General features: G+C 60.7%; 27 protein-coding genes. 10 read left to right on the top strand and 17 right to left on the bottom strand.

The genetic code is table 11. The features are described from left to right. Positions 1 to 10: 10 nt before the first annotated feature. Positions 11 to 229, bottom strand: a complete 219-nt coding sequence (locus tag AC097A_RS14965; RefSeq protein ID WP_479621463.1) for a hypothetical protein — start codon at positions 227 to 229, stop codon at positions 11 to 13. A gap of 19 nt (positions 230 to 248) precedes the next feature. On the opposite strand from AC097A_RS14965, the gene AC097A_RS14960 reads away from it, so the two are divergent. Further along, a complete protein-coding gene (locus AC097A_RS14960; RefSeq protein WP_479621462.1) occupies positions 249 to 2,606 on the top strand; it encodes a penicillin-binding protein 1A in 2,358 nt (785 codons plus the stop codon). Here the strand turns inward: AC097A_RS14960 and cyaY are convergent, their stop codons facing one another. Further along, complete coding sequence (gene cyaY / locus AC097A_RS14955) at positions 2,607 to 2,936, bottom strand: iron donor protein CyaY (protein ID WP_479621461.1); 330 nt, start codon at positions 2,934 to 2,936, stop codon at positions 2,607 to 2,609. Between the two features lie 12 nt (positions 2,937 to 2,948). Here cyaY and lptM point away from each other — a divergent pair, with 12 nt between their 5' ends. Next, complete coding sequence (gene lptM / locus AC097A_RS14950; protein WP_479621460.1) at positions 2,949 to 3,137, top strand: LPS translocon maturation chaperone LptM; 189 nt, start codon at positions 2,949 to 2,951, stop codon at positions 3,135 to 3,137. Then, a complete protein-coding gene (gene lysA, locus AC097A_RS14945) occupies positions 3,134 to 4,414 on the top strand; it encodes a diaminopimelate decarboxylase (RefSeq protein WP_479621459.1) in 1,281 nt (426 codons plus the stop codon). The genes lptM and lysA overlap by 4 nt, the downstream gene beginning before the upstream one ends. 43 nt (positions 4,415 to 4,457) lie before the next feature. Here lysA and AC097A_RS14940 read toward each other — a convergent pair whose 3' ends face one another. The 5 genes from AC097A_RS14940 to AC097A_RS14920 form a co-directional block, all read right to left on the bottom strand. Beyond that, the gene (locus AC097A_RS14940; RefSeq protein ID WP_479621458.1) at positions 4,458 to 5,072 is read right to left on the bottom strand and encodes a protein-methionine-sulfoxide reductase heme-binding subunit MsrQ; all 615 of its coding nucleotides are present in this window, start codon (positions 5,070 to 5,072) and stop codon (positions 4,458 to 4,460) included. Positions 5,073 to 5,076: 4 nt separating this feature from the next. After that, on the bottom strand, positions 5,077 to 6,084 hold the full coding sequence (gene msrP / locus AC097A_RS14935; protein WP_479621457.1) for a protein-methionine-sulfoxide reductase catalytic subunit MsrP: 1,008 nt from the start codon (positions 6,082 to 6,084) through the stop codon (positions 5,077 to 5,079). Between the two features lie 44 nt (positions 6,085 to 6,128). Further along, a complete protein-coding gene (ccsB, locus tag AC097A_RS14930; RefSeq protein WP_479621456.1) occupies positions 6,129 to 7,487 on the bottom strand; it encodes a c-type cytochrome biogenesis protein CcsB in 1,359 nt (452 codons plus the stop codon). A gap of 5 nt (positions 7,488 to 7,492) precedes the next feature. Further along, positions 7,493 to 9,625 carry a cytochrome c biogenesis protein ResB gene (locus AC097A_RS14925; protein WP_479621455.1) on the bottom strand — a complete coding sequence of 711 codons (2,133 nt, stop codon included), beginning with the start codon at positions 9,623 to 9,625 and terminating at the stop codon, positions 7,493 to 7,495. Positions 9,626 to 9,737: 112 nt separating this feature from the next. Next, positions 9,738 to 10,376 (bottom strand): c-type cytochrome, encoded by a 639-nt coding sequence (locus tag AC097A_RS14920; RefSeq protein WP_315473750.1) that lies wholly within the window; start codon positions 10,374 to 10,376, stop codon positions 9,738 to 9,740. 70 nt (positions 10,377 to 10,446) lie between these two features. Between AC097A_RS14920 and yihA the strand changes: the two genes are divergently transcribed. Further along, on the top strand, positions 10,447 to 11,181 hold the full coding sequence (gene yihA, locus AC097A_RS14915) for a ribosome biogenesis GTP-binding protein YihA/YsxC (protein ID WP_479621454.1): 735 nt from the start codon (positions 10,447 to 10,449) through the stop codon (positions 11,179 to 11,181). Here yihA and AC097A_RS14910 read toward each other — a convergent pair. Beyond that, on the bottom strand, positions 11,175 to 12,026 hold the full coding sequence (locus tag AC097A_RS14910; protein WP_479621453.1) for an LpxL/LpxP family acyltransferase: 852 nt from the start codon (positions 12,024 to 12,026) through the stop codon (positions 11,175 to 11,177). The two genes, yihA and AC097A_RS14910, sit on opposite strands and share 7 nt — an antisense overlap. A 31-nt stretch (positions 12,027 to 12,057) precedes the next feature. Continuing rightward, a complete protein-coding gene (locus tag AC097A_RS14905) occupies positions 12,058 to 12,888 on the bottom strand; it encodes a lysophospholipid acyltransferase family protein (protein WP_479621452.1) in 831 nt (276 codons plus the stop codon). Between the two features lie 182 nt (positions 12,889 to 13,070). On the opposite strand from AC097A_RS14905, the gene metK reads away from it, so the two are divergent. From metK to AC097A_RS14885, 4 genes are read left to right on the top strand one after another with little or no spacing between them, the layout of a single operon-like run. Continuing rightward, the gene (metK, locus tag AC097A_RS14900) at positions 13,071 to 14,252 is read left to right on the top strand and encodes a methionine adenosyltransferase (protein WP_315495406.1); all 1,182 of its coding nucleotides are present in this window, start codon (positions 13,071 to 13,073) and stop codon (positions 14,250 to 14,252) included. A gap of 54 nt (positions 14,253 to 14,306) precedes the next feature. Further along, complete coding sequence (locus AC097A_RS14895; RefSeq protein ID WP_479621451.1) at positions 14,307 to 15,548, top strand: glycosyltransferase family 9 protein; 1,242 nt, start codon at positions 14,307 to 14,309, stop codon at positions 15,546 to 15,548. Beyond that, positions 15,545 to 16,036, top strand: coding sequence for a GtrA family protein (locus AC097A_RS14890; RefSeq protein ID WP_315480833.1), 492 nt, complete (start codon positions 15,545 to 15,547; stop codon positions 16,034 to 16,036). Before AC097A_RS14895 ends, AC097A_RS14890 begins: the two co-directional genes overlap by 4 nt. A gap of 9 nt (positions 16,037 to 16,045) precedes the next feature. Next, entirely contained in the window at positions 16,046 to 17,818 is a 1,773-nt protein-coding gene (locus AC097A_RS14885) for an ArnT family glycosyltransferase (protein ID WP_479621450.1), read from the top strand. 85 nt (positions 17,819 to 17,903) lie between these two features. Here AC097A_RS14885 and AC097A_RS14880 read toward each other — a convergent pair whose 3' ends face one another. The 6 genes from AC097A_RS14880 to AC097A_RS14855 all read right to left on the bottom strand — a co-directional run bounded on the left by AC097A_RS14880 (position 17,904) and on the right by AC097A_RS14855 (position 23,048). Further along, positions 17,904 to 18,737 carry a shikimate dehydrogenase family protein gene (locus AC097A_RS14880; RefSeq protein WP_479621602.1) on the bottom strand — a complete coding sequence of 278 codons (834 nt, stop codon included), beginning with the start codon at positions 18,735 to 18,737 and terminating at the stop codon, positions 17,904 to 17,906. Further along, positions 18,737 to 19,192: a type II 3-dehydroquinate dehydratase gene (gene aroQ / locus AC097A_RS14875; RefSeq protein ID WP_479621449.1), complete on the bottom strand. Its 456-nt coding sequence runs from the start codon at positions 19,190 to 19,192 to the stop codon at positions 18,737 to 18,739. The genes AC097A_RS14880 and aroQ overlap by 1 nt, the downstream gene beginning before the upstream one ends. A gap of 64 nt (positions 19,193 to 19,256) precedes the next feature. Further along, positions 19,257 to 20,264: a DctP family TRAP transporter solute-binding subunit gene (locus tag AC097A_RS14870; protein WP_315473756.1), complete on the bottom strand. Its 1,008-nt coding sequence runs from the start codon at positions 20,262 to 20,264 to the stop codon at positions 19,257 to 19,259. A 100-nt stretch (positions 20,265 to 20,364) separates the two neighbouring features. Further along, the gene (locus AC097A_RS14865) at positions 20,365 to 21,642 is read right to left on the bottom strand and encodes a TRAP transporter large permease subunit (RefSeq protein WP_479621448.1); all 1,278 of its coding nucleotides are present in this window, start codon (positions 21,640 to 21,642) and stop codon (positions 20,365 to 20,367) included. Between the two features lie 17 nt (positions 21,643 to 21,659). Next, positions 21,660 to 22,208 (bottom strand): TRAP transporter small permease subunit, encoded by a 549-nt coding sequence (locus AC097A_RS14860; protein ID WP_315473758.1) that lies wholly within the window; start codon positions 22,206 to 22,208, stop codon positions 21,660 to 21,662. A 162-nt stretch (positions 22,209 to 22,370) separates the two neighbouring features. Continuing rightward, on the bottom strand, positions 22,371 to 23,048 hold the full coding sequence (locus AC097A_RS14855; protein WP_479621447.1) for a TetR/AcrR family transcriptional regulator: 678 nt from the start codon (positions 23,046 to 23,048) through the stop codon (positions 22,371 to 22,373). A gap of 69 nt (positions 23,049 to 23,117) precedes the next feature. Here AC097A_RS14855 and AC097A_RS14850 point away from each other — a divergent pair, with 69 nt between their 5' ends. After that, positions 23,118 to 23,408 carry a hypothetical protein gene (locus tag AC097A_RS14850; protein WP_479621446.1) on the top strand — a complete coding sequence of 97 codons (291 nt, stop codon included), beginning with the start codon at positions 23,118 to 23,120 and terminating at the stop codon, positions 23,406 to 23,408. A gap of 54 nt (positions 23,409 to 23,462) precedes the next feature. Further along, positions 23,463 to 23,594: a hypothetical protein gene (locus AC097A_RS14845; protein ID WP_479621445.1), complete on the top strand. Its 132-nt coding sequence runs from the start codon at positions 23,463 to 23,465 to the stop codon at positions 23,592 to 23,594. A gap of 73 nt (positions 23,595 to 23,667) precedes the next feature. Here the strand turns inward: AC097A_RS14845 and AC097A_RS14840 are convergent, their stop codons facing one another. Continuing rightward, on the bottom strand, positions 23,668 to 24,105 hold the full coding sequence (locus AC097A_RS14840; protein WP_479621444.1) for a type II 3-dehydroquinate dehydratase: 438 nt from the start codon (positions 24,103 to 24,105) through the stop codon (positions 23,668 to 23,670). Positions 24,106 to 24,110: 5 nt separating this feature from the next. After that, the gene (locus AC097A_RS14835) at positions 24,111 to 25,124 is read right to left on the bottom strand and encodes a TRAP transporter substrate-binding protein (RefSeq protein WP_105262248.1); all 1,014 of its coding nucleotides are present in this window, start codon (positions 25,122 to 25,124) and stop codon (positions 24,111 to 24,113) included. Positions 25,125 to 25,252 lie beyond the last annotated feature (128 nt).

Genomic DNA, 25,252 nt, shown 5'->3' with positions numbered 1-25,252 from the left:
CTGGTGAAACTTAAGAAATCACTTCAATGCTAGCAGCAAGATCATTGAGCGGCAAAGGTTTTTTGCCATTTTGCTCTGCAGCAACGTTGCCAAAAGCAGACGCTTTGTTACGCAAAGTAAGCGACCAGGGGTTTTCATACCCTGCCTCCCAGCTGGTCTGCCAGCTATGCTCAAGAATCCCACCTGTCACCTCCGGGAGCCTGCTACCGGCATTTTTATAATCTGGCAAACACCCGCTCCCACCCCGTATGTCCGCATCCAAACCCGAATCCTCGACCTCGTCCGCACCCATGCACTGGGCACTGCGCCTCCTCCTCTGGCTGGTGGGCCTGGGTTTGGCGGGCCTGTTCTCTGTACTGGCCATGGTCGCATTGGCGTTGGCCATGGCATTTCCCAACTTGCCGGATATCTCCGACCTGTCGGACTACCGCCCCAAGCTGCCTTTGCGCGTGTTCTCGGCTGATGGCGATCTGATTGGCGAATTTGGAGAAGAGCGTCGCAACCTCACCCCCATCAAAGACATTCCCAAAGTCATGACCCACGCCATCTTGGCCATCGAAGATGCCCGCTTCTATGAACACGGTGGCGTGGACTATGTGGGTGTGATTCGCGCGGGACTCGCCAACGTCGGCCGCGTCAAAAGCCAGGGGGCATCCACCATCACCATGCAAGTGGCGCGCAATGTCTATCTGTCTTCCGAAAAAACCTTCACCCGCAAGATTTACGAAATTCTGCTGACGTTCAAGCTGGAGCACTTCCTCAGCAAAGACCAGATTCTGGAAATCTACATGAACCAGATCTACCTCGGCAACCGGGCGTATGGCTTTGCAGCCGCCTCCGAAACCTACTTTGGCAAACCGCTCAAAGACATCACAGTGGCCGAGGCCGCCATGCTGGCCGGTCTGCCCAAGGCGCCTTCGGCCTACAACCCTATCGTCAACCCCAAACGCGCCCGCTCGCGCCAGCTCCACATCATTGACCGGATGCTGGAGAACAACTTCATCACCGAAGAACAAGCTGAAGCTGCCAAAGCGGAGCCGCTGAAGATCAAAAACAACGCAGCAGCCAACCCCATCCACGCCGAATATGTGGCAGAAATGGTGCGCCAGTTGGTCTTTGCACAGTACGGCGACGAAACCTATACCCGTGGCTTGGATGTCCAGACTACCCTGCGCACCCAAGACCAAATGGCGGCCTACAAAGCCCTGCGCCGGGGCATCATGGACTTCGAACGGCGGCAGGTGTACCGAGGGCCGGAAAAGTTTGTCACCCTGCCCAGCAATGCCCAGGAACTCGAAGACGCCCTTGATGATGCACTGGACGAACACCCGGACAATGGCGATGTCATGTCCGCCGTGGTGCTCGAAGCCACGCCCAAACTCATCAAAGCGATTCGCCAGAATGCCGAGATTGTGGAAATCACCGGGGATGGGCTTAAGCCCGCCCAATCGGGCCTGTCGGAAAAGGCGCCGCCCAACATCAAGATCCGCCGCGGCGCGGTGATTCGTGTCGCCAAGACCAGCAAAGGCACATGGGAAATGACGCAGCTGCCAGAAGTCGAAGGAGCCTTTATCGCCCTAGACCCACGGGATGGCTCCATCAAGGCCTTGGTAGGCGGCTTTGACTTTGCCAAAAACAAGTTCAACCACGTCACACAGGCATTGCGCCAACCGGGCTCCAGCTTCAAACCGTTCATTTACTCCGCAGCACTGGAAAAGGGATTCACACCCGCCACCGTGGTCAACGATGCGCCCCTGTTCTTCAGCGCTGGCGTCACAGGCGGGCAACCCTGGGAGCCCAAAAACTACGATGGCACCTTTGAAGGCCCCATGACCTTGCGCCGTGGCTTGGCCAAATCCAAGAACATGATTTCGATTCGGGTGCTGCAATCGGTCGGGACCGAATACGCCCAGCAGTGGGTCACCAAGTTCGGCTTTGAAGCGGAAAAACACCCCGCGTACCTCACCATGGCCCTGGGCGCGGGCACGGTCACCCCCATGCAAATGGCAACCGGTTATTCCGTGTTTGCCAATGGAGGCTACCGCGTCAATCCCTGGGTCATCTCCAAGGTCAGCGAGCAACGCGGCAAAGTACTGGTGGAGTCCTCGGCCCCGGTGCTGGAGGAAAGCGAGCGCGCCATCGAACCGCGCAACGCCTTCATCATGTCCAGCCTGCTACAGGAGGTGACCCGCTCAGGCACCGCCGCTCGTGCGCAGGCAACACTCAAACGCCCCGACCTGTATGGCAAAACCGGTACCACCAACGACTCCATGGACGCCTGGTTTGCCGGCTACCAACCCACGTTGGCCGCGGTCACCTGGATTGGCTACGACACCCCACGCAAACTGGGCGACCGTGAAACCGGGGGCGGGCTCAGCCTGCCGGTGTGGATCAGCTTCATGGAAACCGTGCTCAAGAATGTGCCCGTGGCCGAAGTGAGCGCCCCCGAAGGCGTGGTGTATGTCGGCGGCGAGTGGTACTACGATGAATTCGCCAAAGGCGCAGGCATCTCGTCCTTGGGCTTGGGGGATGCGCCCGAGGCCGAAACCATTCCGATGCCTGCGGCCGAGGAGAAGAAGAAAATCCTCGACCTCTTCACCCAATAATCAGGCACGGAATGGCAGTGCCATGCCAGCCTGCTGGCTGGCATTGGCAGTCAAGGCGGCAAAAAACTCGCCTTGCCCCTTGGTGTCTTGCCATTGCCCATCCACCCAGCGGTAGTGGTAGCCGCCCGACTTGGCCGCCATCCAAACCTCGTGCAGCGGTTTTTGCAGGTTGATGATGATCTGGCTGCGGTTGGCAAAGGTCAAAGTCACCATGCCACCCACCCGCTGGTTGTCAATGTCGGCGTCCGAGTCATCGTTGATCCGGTCGCAGCACACCTCCACCGCTTGCAGCAGCGCCTCTGCGCGATCCATGAATTCTTGGTCGGTCATTACAATTTCGTTATGTTGAAAGCAGCCCAAATTCTAGTCAGACCTCTTGCCCTTGCCCTCAGTGTGCTCACTGTGGCCGCCTGCGGCCAGACTGGCTCGCTGTATTTGCCTGCCAAACCCACCACCCGCAGCCCCTCGGCAACGCCTGCCATCTCCCCCACGACGCCCGCCGACGCCCCCTCCTCAAACACCGCCCCATGAACTCCTCCACACTGCCCGGCCACCCTTTCGTTCATTACGCCCAAGGGCAACTCCATGTAGAGGACTGCACCGTTGACGCACTCGCGGCACAACACGGCACCCCCCTGTTTGTGTATTCCAAAGCCGCCATGTTGGCGGCGCTGGCGGCCTACCAAAAGGGTTTTGCCGGCCGCAACGCGCAAATCTGCTACGCGATGAAAGCCAATTCCTCGCTGGCTGTTTTGCAGCTGTTTGCCAAGGCCGGCTGCGGCTTTGACATCGTCTCGGGTGGTGAAATGGCCCGCGTGCTGGCCGCTGGTGGTGATGCCCGCAAGATCATTTTCTCGGGGGTAGGCAAGACCCGCGCAGAAATGCACGAGGCGCTGCTCGCAGGCATTGGCTGCTTCAACGTGGAAAGCGAGGCCGAGATCGAGGTGCTCAACCAGGTCGCCATGGCGGCCGGCCGCAAGGCGCCCATCAGCATCCGCGTGAACCCCAATGTGGACCCCAAGACCCACCCCTACATCTCCACCGGACTCAAGGGCAACAAGTTTGGCATTGCACACGAACGCACCTTGGCCACCTACCAGCACGCAACCGCCCTGCCCGGCCTGCAGGTGGTGGGTATTGACTGCCACATCGGCTCGCAGATCACCGAAGAAACGCCCTACCTGGACGCCATGGACCGCATGCTGGACTTGGTCGAATCCATCGAGGCGGCAGGTATCCCCATCGAACACATCGACTTTGGTGGCGGCCTGGGCATCAACTACAACGACGACACCCCGCCCGCAGCCGACGCGCTGTGGGCCAAGCTCCTGGCCAAGCTGGATGCGCGCGGCTTTGGCCAGCGCAAGCTGATGATCGAGCCCGGGCGCTCGCTGGTGGGCAATGCCGGCCTGTGCGTGACCGAGGTGCTGTACCTCAAGCCCGGCGAACAAAAGAACTTCTGCATCGTGGACGCCGCGATGAACGACCTACCGCGGCCTGCCATGTACCAGGCCTTTCACCGTATCGTACCGCTGCAGGCCACGGCCACCGTGCAGGACAGCACGGTCTACGACGTGGTGGGCCCCGTGTGCGAGAGCGGTGACTGGATAGGCCACGACCGCAGTCTGCAGGTGCAGGCCGGCGACCGCCTGGCCGTGCTGTCAGCGGGAGCCTACTGCATGAGCATGTCCAGCAACTACAACTCCCGCCCCAAGGCCGCCGAGGTTCTGGTGGATGGCACACAGGCCCACCTGATTCGCCAACGCGACAGCCTGGCAGACCAGTTGCGTGGTGAGTTGCTGCTCTGATTTACTATCAAAATAGGAGCTGCTTGCGCAATATCCATGCGAGCTATACCTTGTTTTTATTGATAAACCGGCGCAAACGCCAACCCAGCAGGATGGCAATGATGAGTGCGTAGACCGCCACCTCGGTGAAGTTGTTTTTGCCGGCCCGCATCCAGAAGAAATGCAGCAGTGCCAGCGCGGCCACCAGGTACACCGCCCGGTGCAGCGCTTGCCAACGTTTGGCGCCCATGGCCTTGATCACACGGTTAAACGACGTGGCGGCCAGCGCCAGCAGCAGCAGCAGGGCAGTGAAGCCCACCAGGATGAAGGGCCGCTTGGCAATGTCCTTGGCGATATCGCCCACGTCAAACCCCATGTCAAACCAGCTATAGGCCAGCAGGTGCAAGGCCGCGTAGGCGAACGTCCACAACCCCAGCATGCGCCGCAGCCGGGCCAGCGCAGGCCAACCCGCCATCGTGCGCAAGGGTGTCACCGCCAGCACCACACACAACATGCGCAGCGTCCAGTCCCCCGTGGCCCGCACCAAGGCCTCGGCAGGATTGGCGCCCAAGCGATCCGCAAACGCAGCGAAGACCAACCAGCACAAGGGCAAGGCAGCCACAACAAACACCGCCGGTTTGGCCGCGCGGTGGGCCAAGCAGGCATTCACGGTTGCCATTGGGTCAGTAGAACTTTTTCAGGTCCATACCGGCGTACAACTGCCCCACCTGGGCCTCGTAACCGTTGAACATCAGGGTCTTGCGTTTCTTGGCAAACAGGCCATCTTCACCAATGCGTCGCTCCGTCGCCTGGCTCCAGCGCGGGTGGTCCACATTCGGGTTCACGTTGGAGTAAAAGCCATACTCGTTGGCCGCCGCCTTGTTCCAGGCCGTGCCCGGCTGTTTTTCGGTGAAGCGGATCTTCACGATGCTCTTGCCACTCTTGAAGCCATACTTCCATGGCACCACCAACCGCACCGGTGCACCATTCTGCTTGGGCAACACTTCACCGTACATACCAAAACTCAACAGGGTCAACGGGTGCATGGCCTCATCCAAACGCAGGCCTTCGGTGTAGGGCCAATCCAGCACGCGCGAACCCACAAAGGGCATGGTCTTGGGGTCGGCAAGGGTCACGAATTCCACGTACTTGGCGCTCCCCAGCGGCTCCACCTTCTTGATCAGTTCGGCCAGCGAGTAACCCACCCAGGGAATCACCATGGACCAGCCCTCCACACAGCGCAGGCGGTAGATACGCTCTTCCATGGGGCTGAGCTTGAGCAAGTCTTCCAGCGCAAAACGCCCGGGCTTCTTGACCAGCCCCTCTACCTCGACCGACCAGGGTGAGGTCTTCAGCGTGTGGGCGTTGACCGCGGGGTCCGCTTTGTCGGTGCCAAACTCGTAGTAGTTGTTGTAAGTGCTGGCGTCCTTGTAGGGGGTTACCTTCTCCATCGCCATGGCCCCTGCTACGGCAGAGGCTTTCGATGGCAATGCGGCCAACTTGCCGGGCGCAGCGCCCCATACCGCGCTTTGCGCCATCGCCTCGCGGGCGGCCCATTGAGCCATACCGACCCCGGCCACACCCGTGGCCAAGTGTTTGAGCATGCGGCGGCGCTCTTCGTACACCCCGCGTGAGGTGATCTCGCTGGCAACAGGGTGGTGAAAGCCGGAGCTCGGGGTTTTGATCAGCATGGGGACTCCTAGTGTGGTCGTTAGTCGTCCGACAGTGCTTTCTCTTACAAAGTTCCGTAGCTGTGCAGTCCACTGAGGAACATATTGACCCCAATAAAGGCAAAGGTCGTCACCGCCAAGCCCGCCAAGGCCCACCAGGCCGCCACGGTGCCACGCAGGCCTTTCATTAGGCGCATGTGCAGCCAGGCCGCGTAGTTGAGCCAAACGATCAACGCCCAGGTCTCCTTCGGATCCCAACTCCAGTAGCCACCCCAGGCCTCGGCCGCCCACAGCGCCCCCAGCACAGTGGCGATGGTGAAGAAGGCAAAACCCACGGCGATGGACTTGTACATCACGTCGTCCAGGATTTCAAAACTGGGCAGCTTGACAGCGATCTGCTTGCGCCCCAGCAAAATGCCCGCGACCACCAAGGCAGACACACCAAAGTACACCGCCCAGTAGTCACTCATGCCACCGCTGGCCGAACGGCGGAACACCAGAGGCTCAAAACACAACACAATGCCCAAGAGCCACAGAGGAGCCAGCTTGTACCAACGGGTTTCGGTGGCTTGCTGTTTGATCAGATAGGCAAAGGCCACCATGGCCGCCAGCGCAAAAGTGCCATACCCAATGAAGTTGGCCGGCACATGCAGTTTCATCCACCAGCTCTTGAGCGCGGGCACCAAAGGCTGAATCTCATGCGCTTGGCGCACCACGGTGTACCAAAGCAAAAAACCCACGGCGGCGCTGATCACCAGCATCACAAACGCCCCCAGGGAGCGGGTCTGGTACTGGGCTTCGAAGTAGAGGTAGAAGGCCGCGGTCATCCAGCAGAACAGCACAAACACTTCGTACAGATTGCTGACTGGAATGTGGCCAATGTCGGCCCCCAACAAATAACTCTCGTACCAGCGCACCATGGTGCCAGTCAGCGCCATGGTGATGGCCACCCACACCAAACGCGACGCCACCAGCTCAATGCCATCGGCACGGCCCTTGGCAAACACACCCACCCAGTAAAACACGGTGGCCATGAAAAACAGCATGCTCATCCACAGAATGGCCGACTGGCTGGACAAGAAGTACTTGAGCCAGAACACGGTCTCGGCCCGGTCTAGCGACCCCTGGTAGGAAAACACCGCCGCCAGGGACAAACCGGCCACCACCAGCATCAGCACCTGCAAGGGGCGCCAGAACCAGGCCAGCCAGATAACAGACGGAATGGCCGCCAACAGAATGCCTTTTTCGTACACGTCCATGCTGTCGGCGTAACGCATAAAGGCAAATAACCCACCAGCAATCACCAACACTGCAAACAACCAGTCAAACCAAGTGCGGCGGGCAAAATAACCTACGTTCAGGCTGAGGGCGTCAGCCGATGCCTGAGCCAAAGTTTCGTTACGGGTACCGGAAACTGCGTTCATATCTCTTATTCCTTCCACGCCAACAAGCGCGCCTTGAGGTGCTCAAATTCTTTGTCGCTGTCCAGGGTCTTGCGGTTCGTTGAAAACGCCAGGGTGGCTTGGGATGTGTTGCTGCCCTGGCCAGGCGACAACCATACCCAAACGCGGCGTTCCCGTACATAGAGCATGGCAAACACACCCAGAATCAGCAAGGCGCAACCCAGGTAGACCACCGTTTTACCCGGGGCACGTGCGACCTGAAACACACTGGCTTGCACCTGTGTGAAATCTGCCAAGGTCAGCACCAGAGGCGCCGGGTACAGGGGCACGTCGCTCAGCGCCAACACCGCCTGCGTCATAAAGGCCTGGCCACGGGCATCGGGTGCAAAAGCCGGCATGCCCGCTTGCTCGCGCGCCACCTGCTCCAGTTCAAACAGCACCCCATTCAGAATACGCACCAGCACTTCGCCCGCCTTGCTGCGTTCAGCTTCGGGCACGTTGGCCTCAATGAAATCGGAAATGGCCTGCAGCCCTGCCACCGCCGGCGTCTGCCCGCCCACCGGCACACCCGCAAACAAAGCCAGGGCGCGCGCCGCCGAGGCACTGAGTTGCGCAGATAGTTCCGGGCGTTTGCCGTCCACGGCCTTGGCGGCGTAGCGCTGCACGGCTTTGTCACGCAGCGCCGGATTTGCCAGGGCCTGGCTCAAACGCATAAAGTCGTCCATGGAGCCTTTTTCATCCGCGGGCACCCGGATGTAGCGGAAGGTGTCGGCCGGTGTCTCCCGCATGCCCAGCAGGAACACGGGTACCCCCTCCCCCATGTCCACGGGCAGCATGTAGTTGTGGTACTCCCGCGCCTGCCCTGCACCATCCCGCAGCTTGTAGGTCACGCTGGGGCCCACGTTGCGCAGGTTTTTTTGCTCTTTGGTTTTGTTGGCCGCGCCCATTTGTGCGTTCATGGCGTCGCGCAAATCCACCTTGCGCACATCAATACCCTCCGCAGGGTTGCCACCAAAGTTTTCCACGTTGATCACCCGCAGGCCGGTGTATTCCACCGTCAGTTGGTCGCCCGGTGCGCCCGCCTCGTTGGTCAATTGCGAACTACCGCCCACAATGCCTTCCAGATCAAACGGCTGCGTGCGCCCCGTGAGGGATTGGGCACGCAGGCGCAGGCTGGAGCCGCCATCGTCAAAGCTGCTTTGAAAAATCTCGATGCCCCGGTATTTCACGGGATGGTTGACTTCGGTGCGCGCCTCAATCCGTTCACCCGTCGCCTTGTCGTGGATCACGATATCGCTGGCAAACAACTTGGGCATACCCGTGGAGTAGTACTCCACGATGAATTTTTTGAGTTCGATGGCAAAAGGCAAGTCCTGGAGCAAGACTCCGTCTGACTGGTTCAGGATGGCCGTGCTGGACTGCGTTCCTTCCGCCACCAGCAGGTTGCCACGGAACGTCGGATTGCGCTCGCCCAGACGGTGCTGCTGCGGCACATCTGCGATCAAACCACCGCCTTTGTAGACCTGTTTGCCATTGAACAGCATTTGCGCGCGCACGATCAAATCACCGTCGAGCAGCCCGCCCAGACAGACCAACACGATCGCGCTGTGGGCCGCGATATACCCCAACTTGTTCGCGGCACCGGCCTTGGCCGCAACCATCCATCCGGTGCCTTGCGGCGTTTCACGGCGCTGCAGCTTGACCCGCCAGCCGCCGCTAACCAGTAAGTTGCCAACACGGTGGGCGGCAGGCTCTGCCGACTCCGCCAGCACCATCTGTGCACGCTGTCCAAACGCCTGCAGGCTTTGTTCCCGAATATTTTCTTTGTACGACTTGAGGTCGGCCAAGATTTTGGGCGTGTTGCGGACCACACACAAAGAGGTGCTGGTCACCAGAAACGCCAGAATCAGCAGGAACCACCACGCGCTGTACACGCTGTACAAACTGACCAGACCAAACACCTCGGTCCAGAAGGGCCCGAACTGGTTCACATAGTTGTTCAGGGGCTCGTGTTGTTTGAGCACGGTGCCGATGACCGAGGCAATACAAATCACCGTGAGCAGCGAAATGGAAAAGCGCATGGACGACAACAACTCGACCGCAGAGCGCCAAGCACGCGAACCCGAATTCAACGCAAGACCCTGGGTGGAAACTGTCATGAGAGGCCGTAGAAATTCAAAAAAAAAGGCAGGCCATCATGGGATGGACCCGCCTGTTAGGGTGGTCTCGGGGTGATTGGTTCCTCAGAACCTATCCCCCGAACAATAGGGCTTAGCGCAGGCCGGCGATGTAATCCGCCACAGCCTTGATTTCGCGGTCGTTCATTTTGCTGGCCACTTGGCTCATCTGCAGGCTGTTTTTGCGCACGCCATCGCGGAAAGCCACCAACTGGGCCACAGAGTAATCCGCATGTTGACCGCTCAGGCGGGGGTACTGGGAAGGAATACCGGCGCCATTGGGGCTGTGGCAACCCGCGCAGGCAGGCACCTGGCGATCGGCAATACCGCCGCGGTAAATGCGCTCACCCAGCGACACCAAGGCCTTGTCTTTGGCAAAACCGGTCTTGGCTTTCTGTGATGTCAACCAGTAGGAAATGTTTTTCATGTCCGCATCTGTCAACGCGGAGGCAAAACCCTTCATGACCGGGTTGTTGCGCTTGTCAGCCTTGAACTCTTGTAGCTGCTTGACCAGATATTCGGGGTGCTGTTGCGACAGTTTGGGGTAGGCCGGAGATCCGGCATTGCCGTCCGCACCGTGGCAGGCGGCGCACACTGCGGTGTAGCTGGCCTCGCCCTTCACCAAGTCTGGTTTGGCGGCTTTGGCAACCTCGGGCTTGGCGTCTTCTGCGAAAGAAGGCGCAGAGAAAGCCGCGAATGAGGCCACAAGGAGCAGGTGTGCAATCAACTTCATAGGAATGTCGTGTCTGGTGAGCAAAACAGCGCCATTCTACAATGCGGCACTGGGTTTACCTTCACATTCAATGACCAACACACCAAACCCACGCGCCACAAGCGCCACCAATCCCCCCGCCCCCACCGCAGAGAAATCCGCGGAAACGGTGGCCATGGGCTGGCTACACACCGCCCGCTTTCTCACGACTGCGCCCCAATTGCATTTTTTGCCCGAGCTGGATGTACCGGAAATCGCCTTTGTCGGCCGCTCCAACGCGGGCAAATCCACCTGCATCAACATCCTGACGCAGCAAAAACAACTCGCTTTTGCCTCCAAAAAACCAGGCCGCACGCAGCACATCAACCTGTTTGCACTGGGCAGACAAGGCCAGACCGATGCGGTGCTGACGGATTTGCCGGGTTATGGCTACGCTGCGGTGCCCAAACAAGACAAGATCCGCTGGCAACAGGTCATGGCCAACTACCTGGTCACGCGCAAAAACCTGCACGCCATTGTGCTGATGTGCGACCCACGCCATGGCATGACAGAGCTCGACGAAATCCTGCTCGATGTGATCCGTCCCCGGGTGCAGGAAGGGCTGAAGTTTCTGATCATCCTGACCAAAGCCGACAAACTCACCCGCAGCGAACAGGCCAAAATTTTGTCCATTACCAAGCTGCAAGCGGGCGGTGGGGAGGTAATGCTGTTTTCCGCACCCAAGCGCCAGGGGATTGAAGAGGTGGCCAAGCTGCTCTGGACCTGGGCCCACCCCAAAGGCGCCGCCAGTGCACCATCGGCAGACACTGCCCCAGAAGCTCAGTAAGGCGGGGCCTCGCCGTTCGGTCGGTCTTTGAAGCGTTTGTGCACCCAGTAGTACTGGGCTGGCATGGTGTCGATGTAGGACTGCAACTCCCGGTTCATGCGCTGGGTATCCGCCTCCAAATCCACTGTTGGGAAGTCTTGCCAAGGTGGCAATACCTCGATGGTGTAGCCCTGTGGCGTGATGCGCGTGACCACCGGAACGACCTGGGCACGCCCCAACTTCGCAAACCGCGACAGTGAGGGGACGGTTGCAGCTGGCACGCCGTAAAAGGGCACGAACAGCGACTCGGACGGGTCGAAGTTCATGTCCGGCAAGAGGTACAGCGGTTCGCCGCGGCGCACCGCTGCGACGATGGGCTTGGCCCCGTCCAGGCGCGCCACCATCTCGGGCTGGCCAAAACGCTGCCGCCCGGCCAGCACCCAGGCATCCACCGTGGCATTGACTTGGGGCGAATAAATCGTGGAAAAACGGCGCGGCACCTGCTGCGTCAGGGCCGTCCAGGCGGCATCCAGCCCCATGAAATGCGGCGCAAACAGGATGGTGGGGGTATCGCCAGCGAGTGCATCCAGCGCCCCACCCAACTGCAGGCGCGATTGCACCACCGATGGTGGCGCATGCCAGAGCCAGCCCCGGTCCAGCCAGGACTGGGCGAAGTGCACAAAGGTCAGGAAACACTGCCGCCTGCGCGTGGCCGCGTCCCAGTGGGGAAAGCACAGGGACAGGTTGGTCTGCACCACGCGCCGGCGCGAGGGCACCAGCAGGTAGAGCGAGGCGCCCAGGCCCCACCCCACCGCACGCAACAGGGGCAAAGGCAGTACGGCCAGTACCACCAGGAGTTTCAGCATCCAGCGACTCATCATGTGCCCGGGCCTGCGGTCAAGGGAGCGCGCGCGGCACCTTGTACCGGGCATAGCCCCAGAGGTACTGCGTGGGGCACTGGCAAATCAGCGCCTCCATCGCAGCGTTGATCGTGCCCGCAGCCTGGGGCAGGTCGTCGGGCAATGGCACGCCCAGGGGCTGCACATGCACGGTATAGCCGCGCCCCCAAGGCAGGCGTTCCCCCCAGGCCAGCAACACGGCGGCACCACTTTGTGTCGCCAAACGGGCTGACAAGGTCATGGTGTAGGCATCCTTGCCAAAAAACGGCGCCCATACACCCTGCGACTGGGGCGGCACCTGGTCCGGCAACAAACCGACGCAATGGCCGGCTTTGAGGGCCTTGAGCATTTGCTTGACTCCGGCCAGGGTGGTGGGCGCGGTTTGCATGCCAGGCCTAGCCCGGCTTTGCGTTACCAAGGGCGCAAGCCACGCCTGTCGCGGCGGCCGGAACAACACCGTCATGGGCCGACCCCGCTGGCCGAAGGCCTGGGCATAGGCCTGGGCCGTGATCTCAAAACAACCGAGGTGGGGGGTTAAAAACACTACACCACGGCCATCTTGCAGCGCAGTCTCCACATGGTCACGCCCCTGCCACTGCACAGGCACCGGTGGCCCCAACCACAAGCGGGGCAACTCGGCCACCAGCATCCCTGATTGACCCACCGCTGCGCGCCGCTGTGCCGCGCTCAAGCCCGCTTGGTGCGCATTGGCGATGAAGCGCAGCCGATAGGTAGGCGACAACAAAAAGGCCAACCACCCCAGCCCCCAGCCCACGCCGTGCAATAGCCACAAAGGCAGATGGGAAAGCAATTTGAAAACCAGGAACATGGGTGGGCTAAAATCGGCAGTGTCGCTGAGTTATAGAACTACTTGCAGGGCGACACACACTGGTTTGCCTCCCAAGGTCCGCCATTGTGCCTTGTCAAAATTTTGACGAATCTGCTAAAGCGTTCGCTGTAAGCTCCAAAGCCCAAGCAACGCGACTTGATGTTTATTTTGGAGACCTAGTTATGGCGAACGATTTTCTCTTTACCTCCGAGTCTGTGTCTGAAGGCCACCCCGACAAAGTCGCCGACCAGATTTCCGATGCAATCCTGGACGCGATTTTTAAACAGGATCCCAAGTCCCGCGTGGCCGCCGAAACCCTGACCAACACCGGTCTGGTCGTGCTGGCCGGTGAAATCACCACCAACGCCCATGTGGACTACATCCAAGTGGCGCGCGACACCATCAAACGCATTGGTTACGACAACACCGAGTACGGCATTGACTACAAGGGCTGCGCTGTACTAGTCGCTTACGACAAGCAATCCAACGACATCGCCCAGGGCGTGGACCACGCGTCCGACGACCACCTGAACACCGGCGCCGGTGACCAGGGCCTGATGTTCGGCTACGCCTGTGACGAAACGCCCGAGCTGATGCCCGCGCCTATCTACTACGCGCACCGCCTGATGGAGCGCCAGGCCCAGTTGCGCAAGGACGGCCGCCTGCCCTTTCTACGTCCCGACGCCAAAAGTCAGGTGACCATGCGTTATGTGGACGGTAAGCCCCACAGCATTGACACCGTGGTGCTGTCCACCCAGCACAGCCCTGACCAGAGCGAAACCCAGCACAGCATGAAGGCCTCGTTCACCGAAGCCATCATCGAAGAGATCATCAAGCCTGTGCTGCCCAAGGAATGGCTGCAGAACACCAAGTACCTGATCAACCCCACCGGCCGTTTTGTGGTAGGTGGCCCTCAGGGTGACTGCGGTTTGACCGGCCGCAAGATCATTGTGGACACCTACGGCGGCGCTTGCCCCCACGGCGGTGGTGCATTCTCCGGCAAGGATCCGTCCAAGGTGGACCGTTCCGCTGCCTACGCCGCGCGCTACGTGGCCAAGAACGTGGTGGCGGCTGGTTTGGCCAAGCAGTGCCAGGTGCAAGTGGCCTACGCGATTGGTGTGGCCAAACCCATGAACATCACGGTCTACACCGAGGGCACCGGTGTGATCCCCGATGACAAACTGTCGGCCATCGTCGCCGAGGTGTTTGACCTGCGTCCCAAGGGCATCATCCAGATGCTGGACCTGCTGCGCCCGATCTACGAAAAGACCGCAGCCTACGGTCACTTTGGCCGCGAAGAGCCCGAGTTCACCTGGGAACGCACCGACAAGACTGCCGCCCTGCGCGCAGCCGCCGGTCTGTAAAACAGACCCACGCCAGCGGCGCCAAGCCTGCGCCGCTGGCACAATGCCAACCCGATGAAACTCCAAACACAACGATTCATAGACCGCTGGGTTGGCCAAGTGCTGTGTGGTGCGGTCTCGACGTGGGTTCGCTTCACCGCACTGTGGAGTGCTCCCGCCACCATCGACACCCGCGCCAAGAATATTCTGGTGATCCTGCTATCGGAGATGGGCAGCATCGTGCTGGCCGGCCCCATGTTTGCCGCGCTGCGCCGCCAGTATCCCCACGCTGCCATCCACATCCTGCAGCTCAAAAAAAACCAGGAAGTCTCCAAACTGCTGTCGCTGACACAGGTGGAGAACATGCACACGCTGGACGACAGCTCCGGCGGTTCGCTGGTCCGCGACATCCTGGCCGTGAGTCTGAAGATGCGCAAGCTCGGTCTGGACGCAGTGATTGACTGTGAACTGTTCTCCCGCGTGAGCGCCCTGCTCTCCTTCAGCACTGGCGCGCCGGTGCGCGTGGGCTTTACCCCGCATACGCAAGAAGGCCTGTACCGCGGCAGCTTCATCAACCACGCGATTCCCTACAACCCCTACCAGCACATCAGCAAACAGTTTCTATCGCTGGTAGACGCGCTGGAGTCTGCAGGCAGCGCACCGCGCAACAAAGCAGCGCCCATTCGCCCCGTACCGGTAGAGACCGAACTGTCGATCAAGTTCAGCCCCACCGAGCTGGAGGCCTACCGCGCCAAGGTGCAAAACGACCACCCCGTGACCGCAGAGCGTCCGTTGGTGCTGATGTACGCCGGTGGCGGCATCCTGCCCGAACGCGCCTGGCCTGCCGCCCACTACGCGCGGGTGGCCCAGGGTCTGTGCGCCGCGGGTTTTGCGGTGGGATTGATCGGCTTGAAGGATGACGCACAACTCGCCAAAGATTTGAAAGCCCAGGTCGGCAGCGATGCCTGCCTGGATTTGACGGGTTACACCAAAAGCATCCGCGAACTGTTGATGCTGTTCCACGCCTCTGAGCTGCTCATCACCAACGACGGTGGCCCCGGCCACTTTGCGACGGTCACGCCCATCCAGACCATGGTGTTTTTCGGACCTGAAACCGGCAAACTGTACGGCCCGCTAGGCACGCGCAACATCGTGCTGGAAAGTGGTATTGCCTGCTCCCCCTGCCTATCCGCCTACAACCACCGCCTGACCTTTTGTGATGGCGACAACCAGTGCCTCAAACGTATTGCGCCCGACCCGGTGCTGGACCAAGCCCTGGCCTACCTGCGAGCCCGCACCGAGGCTGCTAGCGTATGAGCGGCGTGAACGGATTGCAGCGCGCCGTGTTGTGGGCGCTGGGCCTGTTGGAGCGTTACCGCTTCATCAAATTCGGCATCGTGGGCGCCAGTGGTGTGGTGGTGAATCTGACCGTGCTCTATCTGGGCCACGAATACCTGTTCAACGCCATTGAAGCTGGCTACAAAAAGCCCTACCTCTCCCTGGCCCTGGCCATTGCACTGGCCACGCTCAACAACTTCACCTGGAACCGGCTCTGGACCTGGGCTGATCGCGTAAAAACGCTGGAGGCGGATGAGATACAACCCGTGAGCCTGCGTCTGCTGGGCATGGAGTTTGGGCAGTACGTTACGGCGTCTGCCTTTGGCAGTGGCCTGCAGTATGTGCTGACGCTGCTGCTCTCGGGCAGCATGGACTACCGCGTGGCCAATATCATCGCCATCATCGCGGCTAGTGTGAGCAACTTTTTGGCCAACGACCGCTGGACCTTCAAGCGCCCCAAAGATTGAGCGACACCTATGGGGCCAAGTTTCAAGCATTTTGAGCCACTAGCCCGCACCGATATTGCGTGGATAGCTCTTGTTTTTATAGCATCAGCACTCTACCTGCTGGGCCTGGGCAGCCCCTACGCGCCCACCAATGGCGACGAGATGGTCTACATCCACATCGCCCGCATGACGGCCGAGAGCGGCCACTGGCTGCCACTGCAGTCCGAACTACTGGGCACACGCAACACCAAGCCGCCGCTGCTGATCTGGCAAGCCATGGTGGCCGGCAACTGGGGCCAAAGCTGGAGCCTGTTTGCCCTGCGCCTGCCCAGCATCGTCTACACCTTTGCCACCACCGCCCTGCTGGCCTTCTTCACCCACCGCATGGCGCCCGCGCCCGGCAAGCTGCGCGCGGCCTGCGTGGCTGCGGCCTTGTACCTGCTGTTCTTCTCTACTTTCCGCTACGGGCGTGTCTACCTCACCTCGGCCCCCGAGACCTTTTGGCTAGCGCTACCCATGTGGTGGGTGTTGTGGCAACGTGTCCGTGACAACCCCCTGAACCAGCCACCGGCCCTGGGCTGGCTAGCCTACACCCTGTGTGGTGTGGCCATGGGCCTGGGCGCAGCCTACAAATCGTTTGCCCTGGTAGCCCCTGCGGCGGCGGCGCTGTGGTGCGCGGTGCTGTTGAGTGAGCCGTGGGCCTGGCGCACCACACTGCGCACCACCGCGGGGGTGGCCTGGAGCACGCTGCTGGGGGTAGGTATTTTTGCGCTGTGGTTTGTGCTGGACCCGGACCCGGCGGCGGTGTGGCAAGAGTTTGTGGTGGCCGAGAACGCCGGCAAGATGTCCAACACCATGGGCTATTGGCAAGCCGCGCTGTCGGGCCCCTACCCCCTTTGGACCCAGCTGCTGGCCTACCCCGAAAACGCAGGCTTGCTGGCCTTCATGGCCCTGGGCTTTTGCGCGCTGGTGCTGTGGCGCGGTGTGCGCCGCCAGAGTTATGCGCAACTCACGCCTGCGGTGTGGGTGCTGCTGGCCTGGCTGCTGGTGTGGTTGGTGGTGTTTTCCATTCCCAGCCAGCGCTCGGCGCGCTACGTCATTCCAGCCATGCCAGCCCTGGCCATTGCCATGGCACTGGTGTGGGACCGGCTGCCCCGTATCTGGTTCTGGATCACCCTCTTGGTATGCGCCCCGGCGCTGGTGATGCTGGCGCGCATTGGCTGGGTGATGGGGAGTATGGAGATTGCCAGCACGGCGGAAGTTGCTATGACTTTAATAGCTGCTAGCGCAGGATTGGTCGGGGTTGCAGGCGGATTTTTTTCTAAAACCTGGGTACGCAACGCCTGCCTGTTAGCCTGCGCGACGGTCTATGGCTGCTTCACGCTGATGGTGGCGCCCCTTTCTACCGATGCCGCTGGCTACAGCACCACGGTGCAGGCGCAGATGCGCGGTCAGCGCGTGGTGGTGCCCAATGGGTTTACCGGCCAGTACGAGCGTTTTCACTTTGTGCTGCCCGGCGCGCGCATCACGCCCTACGACGCCGAAGGCCGGAACACGGGTGCGCTGTACCCCGACATGCCGGCCCAAGAGCGGCTGGACCAACTGCTGACCGAGTTCGACGCTGTAGTCTGGCTGCAAGAAGACCTGAACGAGGCCCCCGGCTGCCTGCCACATTGCACGCTGGTAGCCCAGCGCTGGCATGTGAAGAGCCGCCACAAAAGCGGCGAGGTGACGCTGGACAACCTGTGGCAGCCGCAGGACTGGCTGTTCCGCCGCGAATGGCTGCTGGTGCGCACACCTTAGCCACGTTTCAAGTGCGAATTCGCTCCTGATTTAGTAGCTGCTTGCGCAGTATCTACGGGGCTTAGAGGCCAATTTGGCTTAAAAACTAGTACTGCAGCGTGGCCACGGCCCGCAGCTCCTCGGGCGTGGTGCTGGGCAGGCCGAAGTACTCCAGGTAGGCGGGGATCTGCTCAAACAGCATGTCCGAGCCCACCTGCACCTTGCAGCCGCGCGCGATAGCCGCCGCCAGAAAAGCTGTGGTCTCGGTCTTCATGACCACTTCACCCACAAAGGTGTTGGGCGAGAGGCGCGACACATCCAGCGGCATGGCGTCGCCCTCGTTCATGCCCAGAGGCGTGGCGTTCACCACCAAGTCAAAACCCACGGGGTCGGTGGAACCGGTCAAGACGTCAAGCTGCGGGTAGTGCTGGCGCAGGCGGGCGGCCAGGCCGTCGGCTGCGGCAGCGTTCACATCAAACACGGCCAGTGCGGACAGGCCTTCGGCGGCGAGGGACGCCGCAATGGCACAACCCACACCGCCGCTGCCCACCACCAGGGCGCGTGCGCCCTGCAGCTTCAGGCCCTTGCGCAGCACACCGCGCACAAAACCGGCGCCGTCAAACATGTCGCCCTGCAGCTGCCCGTTGGGGCCCAGGCGCACGGCGTTGCAGGCGCCGGCAATGGCAGCGGTGGCGGACAACTCATCCACCAGCTCCGTGGTGGGCACCTTGTGCGGCATGGTGATCAGTGCGCCACGGATGTTGGAGAGCGTGAACACGCTGCGCAAAAACGTGGCGTAGTCGGGGCTTCGGCAGCCCATGGGCACCACCACCACATTGGCCCCGGCTTTTTCAAGCCAGGGGTTGTAAATCATGGGCGCCTTGAAGGCGTGCGTGGGGAAGCCAATGTGGGCAATGACTTCAGTGTTGCCGTTGATGATCATGGCTGGGCGGCCTTGGCAGCCCGGGCTGCATTCACACCGGCACGCAGGGCCAGCAAATAACTGTCCGCGCCAAAGCCGGCAATCTGGCCTTTGACGATGTCGGCAAACACCGACTTGTGGCGGAATTCTTCGCGCGCATGGATGTTGGACATGTGCAGCTCCACCACCGGGCAGGTCAGGATGGAAATGGCATCGCGGATGCCATAGCTGTAGTGCGTCCAGGCGCCGGCGTTGATGAGGACCGCGTCCACACCGTCGGTAAACGCCTGGTGGATACGCTCGCACATCGCGCTCTCGCTGTTGGTCTGAAAGGCCTCTACCTCGGCACCCAGCTCGCGGCCCAGCGTAGTCAGGCTGGCGTTGATTTCGTCCAGCGTGATGGTGCCGTACTGCGCGGGGTCGCGCTTGCCGAACATATTGTGGTTAATGCCGTGCAGCATCAGGACTTTCATACAACCTCGAAAACAAAAGAATCAGCAGCCCTGCGCGGCCACCAGGCCACGCAGGGGACGGTGCTTACTTGCGGATCTTGGCCAGTTCGGCCTGTACTTCTGCCACGGTGGCTTCGCCCACGTTGGCGCTGTACTTGGCCACCACGGGCTTCATCTTGTCGCGCAGCTTGGTCAGTTCGGCGGGTGTGAATTCGCTCACCGTCATGCCACCTTTTTTGAGGCCATCCACCGCAGCGGCGGCTTGGGCGCGAGACTGCTCGCGCTGGTACTTGGTCGCGTCGTCCGAGGCTTCGTCAATCACCTTCTTCTCGGCCGCGTTCAGGGTGTCCCAAAACTTCTTGCTGATGATCACCGACTGGGGGTTGTACTGGTGGTTGGTCAGCGTGACGTACTTTTGCACTTCGTACAGCTTGTTGGCGTTGATCACGGTCAGGGGGTTCTCCTGGCCGTCAATTGCCTTTTGCTCCAGCGCGGCGTACACCTCGGGGAACGGCAGCGGTGTGGGGTTGGCGCCCAGGGCCTTCACCCAGTCCACGTTGATGGGGTTGGGGATCACGCGCAGCTTCAGGCCTTCAATGTCTTCCACCTTGAGGATGGGGCGCTTGCTGTTGGTGATGTTGCGAAAGCCCAGCTCCCAGTAGGACAGGCCCACAATGCCGCGCTCTTCCAGCTTGGCGTGCAGCTTCTTGCCCACGGGGCCGTCCACCAGCGCATCGGCCTCTTGGGCAGAGCTGATCAGGAAGGGGAAGTCAAAAATAGCCAGCTCTTTGGCCACGCTGGCCAGGATGCCGGTGTTGAGCACCACCATTTCCAGCGTACCGCCCTGCACGGCGGACACATTGGCCTGGTCACCGCCCAGCACGCCGCCGGGGAACAGGTTGACCTTGATCTTGCCGCCCGACTTCTTGCTCACGTTTTCGGCAAAACGCTCCATGCCCAGCACCATGGGGTGGCCCTTGGGGTTTTGGGTGGCGAACTTGATCGTGTGTTCACGGATTTCTTGTGCTTGGGCCACGCCAAAAGTGGCGAGGACAGCGGCTGCGGCAATGGCTTTGAGGACTAAACGTTTCATGACTTGTCTCCTGAAATTATGGGAACCGAGAGCGGCTGTACGCATTACAAAAAGCCTGCCGGACGTGGCGTACCCAAGCACGCCCGGCTGCCGTTAACTATCAATAAAACCAGCGGGCCGGCACCATCACCAGCTGCGGGAAGGCGACCATCAAAAACATGATGGCGAACTGCGCAAACATAAAAGGCAACACCCCTTTGGTCACTTCGTCCATGCCCACCTTGCCCACACCGGCCACGGCGTTCAGCACGGTGCCCACGGGCGGGGTGATCAGGCCAATCGCGTTGTTGATGATGAACATCACACCGAAGTACACCGGGTCAATACCTGCGGCTTTGACTACCGGCATCAGCACCGGTGTCAGCAACAGAATCGTGGGCGTCATATCCAGTGCCGTGCCCACCACAATTGTCAGAATCATGATCGCCAGCATCAGCAAACGCGGGCTGTCCAGCAAGGGCTGCAGCAGCTCCACCACCTGGCCGGGCAGGTTGGCCACGGTAATCATCCAGGCCGACACCATGGCCGCCGCCACCAGGAACATCACCACCGCACTGGTTTTGGCAGCCGCCACAAACAAGGGAACCAGCTTGCTGAAACTCAGTTCCCGGTAAATGACCGTCGAGACAAACAGCGAGTACACCGCCGCCACCACCGCCGCCTCCGTGGGGGTAAAGACCCCAAACTTCAGGCCGAAGACAATGATGAAGGGCAACACCAGCGCCCAGGTGGCCAGGCGCATCGCCTCCAGCACTTCACCCGCACTCTTGCGCGGCGGGGGAACAATGGTTTCCTTGCGCACCAGCCACCACCAGGTCACCACCAGCGACAGAGCCAGCCACACGCCCGGGAAGATGCCGGCCATGAACAGCTTGGAAATCGACACGTTGGCCGCCACGCCAAAAATCACAAAGCCGATGCTGGGCGGAATGATGGGGGCGATGATGCCGGCCGAAGCAATCAGGCCGGCCGAGCGGGCGCGGTCATGGCCCGCCGCTACCATCATGGGCAACAACAGTGCGGCCAGCGCAGCCGCATCGGCCACCGCAGAGCCCGAGAGCGACGCCATGATCACGGCCGCCACAATCGTCACATAACCCAGGCCACCCTTGATGTGGCCCACCAGCGCCATGGCGAAATTGACGATACGGCGCGACAGGCCACCCGCATTCATGATCTCGCCGGCCAGCATGAAAAACGGCACCGCCAGCAGCGGAAAGCTGTTGGAGCCTTCAATCACGTTTTGCGCCAGGATCTGCGCATCAAACATGTTCATCTGCCACATCAGCGCAGCGCCGCACAGCAGCAAGGCAAACGCGATCGGCACACCCAGGGCCATGGCCGCCAGCAAAGAGCCCAGAAAAATTGCAATCGTCATGTCAGTCAGCTCCGGGATCAGGCGCGGGAATGGGGGCCCGAGTCGCCACCGTGCGGGGCCTCCTCGGACTCTTGAATCAATACGAGGTGTGCGTCATCGACCTGGCCGCTCAACAGGCGCCACAAGTCCATCAGCACGATGGGCGCGCCCAACACGGCAAACACCAGGCCGGACGCATAAAAAATACCCATCGACACTTCCATCACCGGGCTGGTGGAGTCCTTGTTAACGAGGTACTGGTCATACGAACCTTTGAACACCAGCCACAGGCAATACAGCATCAACACCAGAGACAAGGCCATGCAGACCTTCTTGCCTGTGGCGCCCAGGCGGCCCACCAGCATGTCAGTGCCCAGGTGGGCTTTTTCATGCAAAGCCACCACCGCGCCCATAAACGTGACCCACACAAACAACCAGCGCGACAGCTCTTCGGACAGGGTGAAGCCTGAGTTAAAGGCGTAGCGCATGACCACGTTGCCAAACACCAGCACCACCATCAGCGCCAGTGCGGCAGCAATCAGGTAGCCCAGCAGCTTGCAGTACCCATTGATAAATTTCTTGACCACACATCGCTCCAGATTTCGTACGTTTGTTAATGTACGAACTAGTTAGTTTTATGAGATGCGGGTTTTCCCTAGATCCATCGCGCATAGCCGGGAAAGCTGTTATGCCGAAAGTGAATGACTTGTACGCCCTCCCTGCGCACAAGCCATACCAAGACTGCCGGATTACTTGCGCACGAAGCGCACCACCATCTCGGTGATGCTGGTGCGGCGCGCGTCGGACTGTGCGTTCTGCGCCTTGTCCTTGAAGATCAGTCCGAAAGTGTGGCGATTGGACACGTTGAAAAACGTCAGCGCCGAAATGGACGCGTGGATGTCTACCGGATCCAGCCCCGGGCGAAAGACGCCCTGCTGCACCCCCCGGTCATAGAGCTGGCGAATCGCCTGGATGGCAGGCACATTGAGCTGCTGAATGGTCTTGCTCTGTGCCAGGTAGCTGCCCTGCTCAATGTTTTCGTTCATCACCAGGCGGATGAAATCCTCGTTATCCGCATGCCGGTCGAAGGTGAACTCCACCAGCCGGCGCAGCGCCGCCTCAGGCTCCATGTCCTCCAGGTGCAACTGCCCCTCAATCTGGCGCATCCGCCGGTACGACTCCTCCAGCACCGCCACGTACAGCCCCTCTTTGCTGCCGTAGTAGTAATAAATCATGCGTTTGCTGGTGTGCGTGGCCTCGGCAATCGCGTCGATGCGCGCGCCACTCAAGCCCTTGGCCGCGAACTCCTTGGTCGCCACCGCCAGGATGCCAGCCATGGTGCGCGCCGGGTCGTTGGTACGCGAGGGCGCGGCCACCGGCTTGGCTGGGGATGTGGTGCTTCCCGCGGAATGTACTGACTGGTTCATTTCGCGAGTATAGGAGGCTGCAAGTCCCCGACATTCGCTAGAAACCCTTTGAGACGTTACATTTCCACCATGCGCAGAACCCTTTGGATCACCCTGTTGAGCTTGGCATTGGCCCTGAGCGCCTACAGCAGTGGTGCCCGGTCTGCCCCCATGCCCCTGCATGGCGACTGCTGCGAAACCATGTGCCACGACATGCCCGGCTGCGCCGCCATGGTGGTGTGCCAAGCCTGCACGGCCCCTGCCGCCAGCATGGCGCGTGCGCCGGCTTTTGCGTTCACACCGGGTGTGGTATTTGCCCGCTCAGGCCATGACCGGGCGCCGGATGACCCGGTGCACCCCATCTGGAGTCCGCCTGACTGAGACCTGGTGTTCCCTCATCACCTATTGTGTGAATTACATTTTTTAGGAAAAACCATGCGATCCAAATTTCTCAAACTCTCCGCTGGCGCCCTGCTGATGGGGGCCTCGGCCCTGGCTTTTGCCGCAAGCGACTGCTGCGGCGACCTGGCCGAGTGCTGCCTGCAGATGCTGGCGTGTTGTCTGTAAGGGTGGTGCGCTGAATCTGGCGCACCCCAAAAACAAAAAGGGCCAGCCCCCAAAGGGCTGGCCCTTTTTTTGCCTAGGCGTCCTGCGCCAGCTCCACCAGCGCGCGCAGCCCCATGGTGTACGAGCGCCAGCCCAGCCCCTGGATCGTGGCCTTCACCGCCGGCGAGATGATGGAGTGTGAGCGCCAGGGCTCCCGCGCCGCGATGTTGGACATGTGGATTTCCAGCACCGGAAAGGGCATGGCTTTGATCGCATCGTGCAGCGGCACGCCGTGCTGGGTGAGCCCGGCCGGGTTCAGCAATGCGCCCTGCACCGTGTCGATGCGCTCGTGCAGCTTGTCGATCAACGTGCCCTCGTGGTTGGACTGCAGGATCTCCAGCTCCACCCCCAACTCGGCAGCCAGGGTCTGCAGCTTGTGGTTGATCTCGGCCAGTGTGGTGGTGCCGTAGATATGGGGCTCACGCCGCCCGAACAGGTTGAGGTTGGGGCCGTGCAGAACAAGGAATTTCATGGAGCTCACAGCTTCGAGACCCGTTCCAGTTCGGCCTTGAACAGGGTCACTGTCGCAGGATCGTAAGCAGCGGAGAACTTGTCGTACACAGGGCGCACATCGGCACGCATGCGGGCCAGTTCGGCGGGCGGAATGTCGTTGTAGACCATGCCCTTGGCCATCAGCTCGCCCAAGGCCTTGCTAGAAACCTCGCGGCTGACAACGCGCTGCCAGTTCTGGGCTTCGGTGGCCGCGTCTTGGATAAGCTTTTGCTCTACCGCAGAGAGGCGATCCCAGAAACGCTTGCTGATCTGAATGGGATTGGTCGCGTAAACATGGTTGGTACCGCTCACGTACTTCTGGACTTCATAGAGCTTGCTCGACTCAATCACGGCAAAAGGATTCTCCTGGCCATCCACAGCTTTGCTTTCGAGCGCGCCATACAGCTCGGCAAAGGCCATGGGCACGGGGTTGGCCTTGAAAGTCTTGAAGGTTTCCAGGAACACCGGGTTCGGGATCACGCGCAGCTTCAGGCCTTCCAGATCCGACCCTTTCATGATCGGTCGCTTGCTGTTGGTGACATTGCGAAAGCCCAGATCGAAGAATCCCAGGACGAGCAGACCTTTCTCCGGCAACTTGGCAGCCAGTGCCTTACCGAGCGGGCCATCTACCAAGGCATCCGCTTGCTTGGCATTGGCAAACAGGAAAGGAAAGTCGAGCAGACCAAATTCCTTGACGATGCCGTTTAAAGAGGTGGTCGATGCCACCAGCATCTCCTGCACGCCACCTTGCAGCGCTGCCTGTTGCTGCAGCTCGTTGCCAAGCGCGGAAGCGGCGAACTCCTGCACCTTGATCTTGCCGCCACTCTTGGCCGCAACGATCTCGGCAAACTTGCGCACGCCCAGGCTGGTGGGATGGCCGGCGTTGTTCAGGTGGCCGAACTTGATGGTGCGCTCCTGGATGTCCTGGGCCTGGGCGCCCAGGCCTGCCAGGCCCAGGCAAAGTGCCAGCACAAGGCGGCGTGGAAAGGGGTGTTGCATGGTGATGTCTCCTGTTGTTGGGGTGAGTGGCGGCTGCAGGTTTGGTGATCTGCAGCCTTCTCGCCGCTATTATTTGGAGTCGACGAGAAATACTTTCCAACTTGGAAAATCGTTTCTCCATATAAAAA

The sequence above is a fragment of the Rhodoferax sp. XS2R6 genome (genome assembly GCF_056521365.1).
This window is presented reverse-complemented; position numbering and strand designations above follow the sequence as displayed.

What these genes read in the sequence shown, in the direction of transcription:
- AC097A_RS14960 (WP_479621462.1), top strand. Translation starts at nt 249, where the DNA reads ATGTCCGCATCCAAACCCGAATCCTCGACCTCGTCCGCACCCATGCAC.
- cyaY (WP_479621461.1), bottom strand. Translation starts at nt 2,936, where the DNA reads ATGACCGACCAAGAATTCATGGATCGCGCAGAGGCGCTGCTGCAAGCG.
- lptM (WP_479621460.1), top strand. Translation starts at nt 2,949, where the DNA reads ATGTTGAAAGCAGCCCAAATTCTAGTCAGACCTCTTGCCCTTGCCCTC.
- lysA (WP_479621459.1), top strand. Translation starts at nt 3,134, where the DNA reads ATGAACTCCTCCACACTGCCCGGCCACCCTTTCGTTCATTACGCCCAA.
- AC097A_RS14940 (WP_479621458.1), bottom strand. Translation starts at nt 5,072, where the DNA reads ATGGCAACCGTGAATGCCTGCTTGGCCCACCGCGCGGCCAAACCGGCG.
- msrP (WP_479621457.1), bottom strand. Translation starts at nt 6,084, where the DNA reads ATGCTGATCAAAACCCCGAGCTCCGGCTTTCACCACCCTGTTGCCAGC.
- ccsB (WP_479621456.1), bottom strand. Translation starts at nt 7,487, where the DNA reads ATGAACGCAGTTTCCGGTACCCGTAACGAAACTTTGGCTCAGGCATCG.
- AC097A_RS14925 (WP_479621455.1), bottom strand. Translation starts at nt 9,625, where the DNA reads ATGACAGTTTCCACCCAGGGTCTTGCGTTGAATTCGGGTTCGCGTGCT.
- AC097A_RS14920 (WP_315473750.1), bottom strand. Translation starts at nt 10,376, where the DNA reads ATGAAGTTGATTGCACACCTGCTCCTTGTGGCCTCATTCGCGGCTTTC.
- yihA (WP_479621454.1), top strand. Translation starts at nt 10,447, where the DNA reads ATGACCAACACACCAAACCCACGCGCCACAAGCGCCACCAATCCCCCC.
- AC097A_RS14910 (WP_479621453.1), bottom strand. Translation starts at nt 12,026, where the DNA reads ATGCTGAAACTCCTGGTGGTACTGGCCGTACTGCCTTTGCCCCTGTTG.
- AC097A_RS14905 (WP_479621452.1), bottom strand. Translation starts at nt 12,888, where the DNA reads ATGTTCCTGGTTTTCAAATTGCTTTCCCATCTGCCTTTGTGGCTATTG.
- metK (WP_315495406.1), top strand. Translation starts at nt 13,071, where the DNA reads ATGGCGAACGATTTTCTCTTTACCTCCGAGTCTGTGTCTGAAGGCCAC.
- AC097A_RS14895 (WP_479621451.1), top strand. Translation starts at nt 14,307, where the DNA reads ATGAAACTCCAAACACAACGATTCATAGACCGCTGGGTTGGCCAAGTG.
- AC097A_RS14890 (WP_315480833.1), top strand. Translation starts at nt 15,545, where the DNA reads ATGAGCGGCGTGAACGGATTGCAGCGCGCCGTGTTGTGGGCGCTGGGC.
- AC097A_RS14885 (WP_479621450.1), top strand. Translation starts at nt 16,046, where the DNA reads ATGGGGCCAAGTTTCAAGCATTTTGAGCCACTAGCCCGCACCGATATT.
- aroQ (WP_479621449.1), bottom strand. Translation starts at nt 19,192, where the DNA reads ATGAAAGTCCTGATGCTGCACGGCATTAACCACAATATGTTCGGCAAG.
- AC097A_RS14870 (WP_315473756.1), bottom strand. Translation starts at nt 20,264, where the DNA reads ATGAAACGTTTAGTCCTCAAAGCCATTGCCGCAGCCGCTGTCCTCGCC.
- AC097A_RS14865 (WP_479621448.1), bottom strand. Translation starts at nt 21,642, where the DNA reads ATGACGATTGCAATTTTTCTGGGCTCTTTGCTGGCGGCCATGGCCCTG.
- AC097A_RS14855 (WP_479621447.1), bottom strand. Translation starts at nt 23,048, where the DNA reads ATGAACCAGTCAGTACATTCCGCGGGAAGCACCACATCCCCAGCCAAG.
- AC097A_RS14850 (WP_479621446.1), top strand. Translation starts at nt 23,118, where the DNA reads ATGCGCAGAACCCTTTGGATCACCCTGTTGAGCTTGGCATTGGCCCTG.
- AC097A_RS14845 (WP_479621445.1), top strand. Translation starts at nt 23,463, where the DNA reads ATGCGATCCAAATTTCTCAAACTCTCCGCTGGCGCCCTGCTGATGGGG.
- AC097A_RS14840 (WP_479621444.1), bottom strand. Translation starts at nt 24,105, where the DNA reads ATGAAATTCCTTGTTCTGCACGGCCCCAACCTCAACCTGTTCGGGCGG.
- AC097A_RS14835 (WP_105262248.1), bottom strand. Translation starts at nt 25,124, where the DNA reads ATGCAACACCCCTTTCCACGCCGCCTTGTGCTGGCACTTTGCCTGGGC.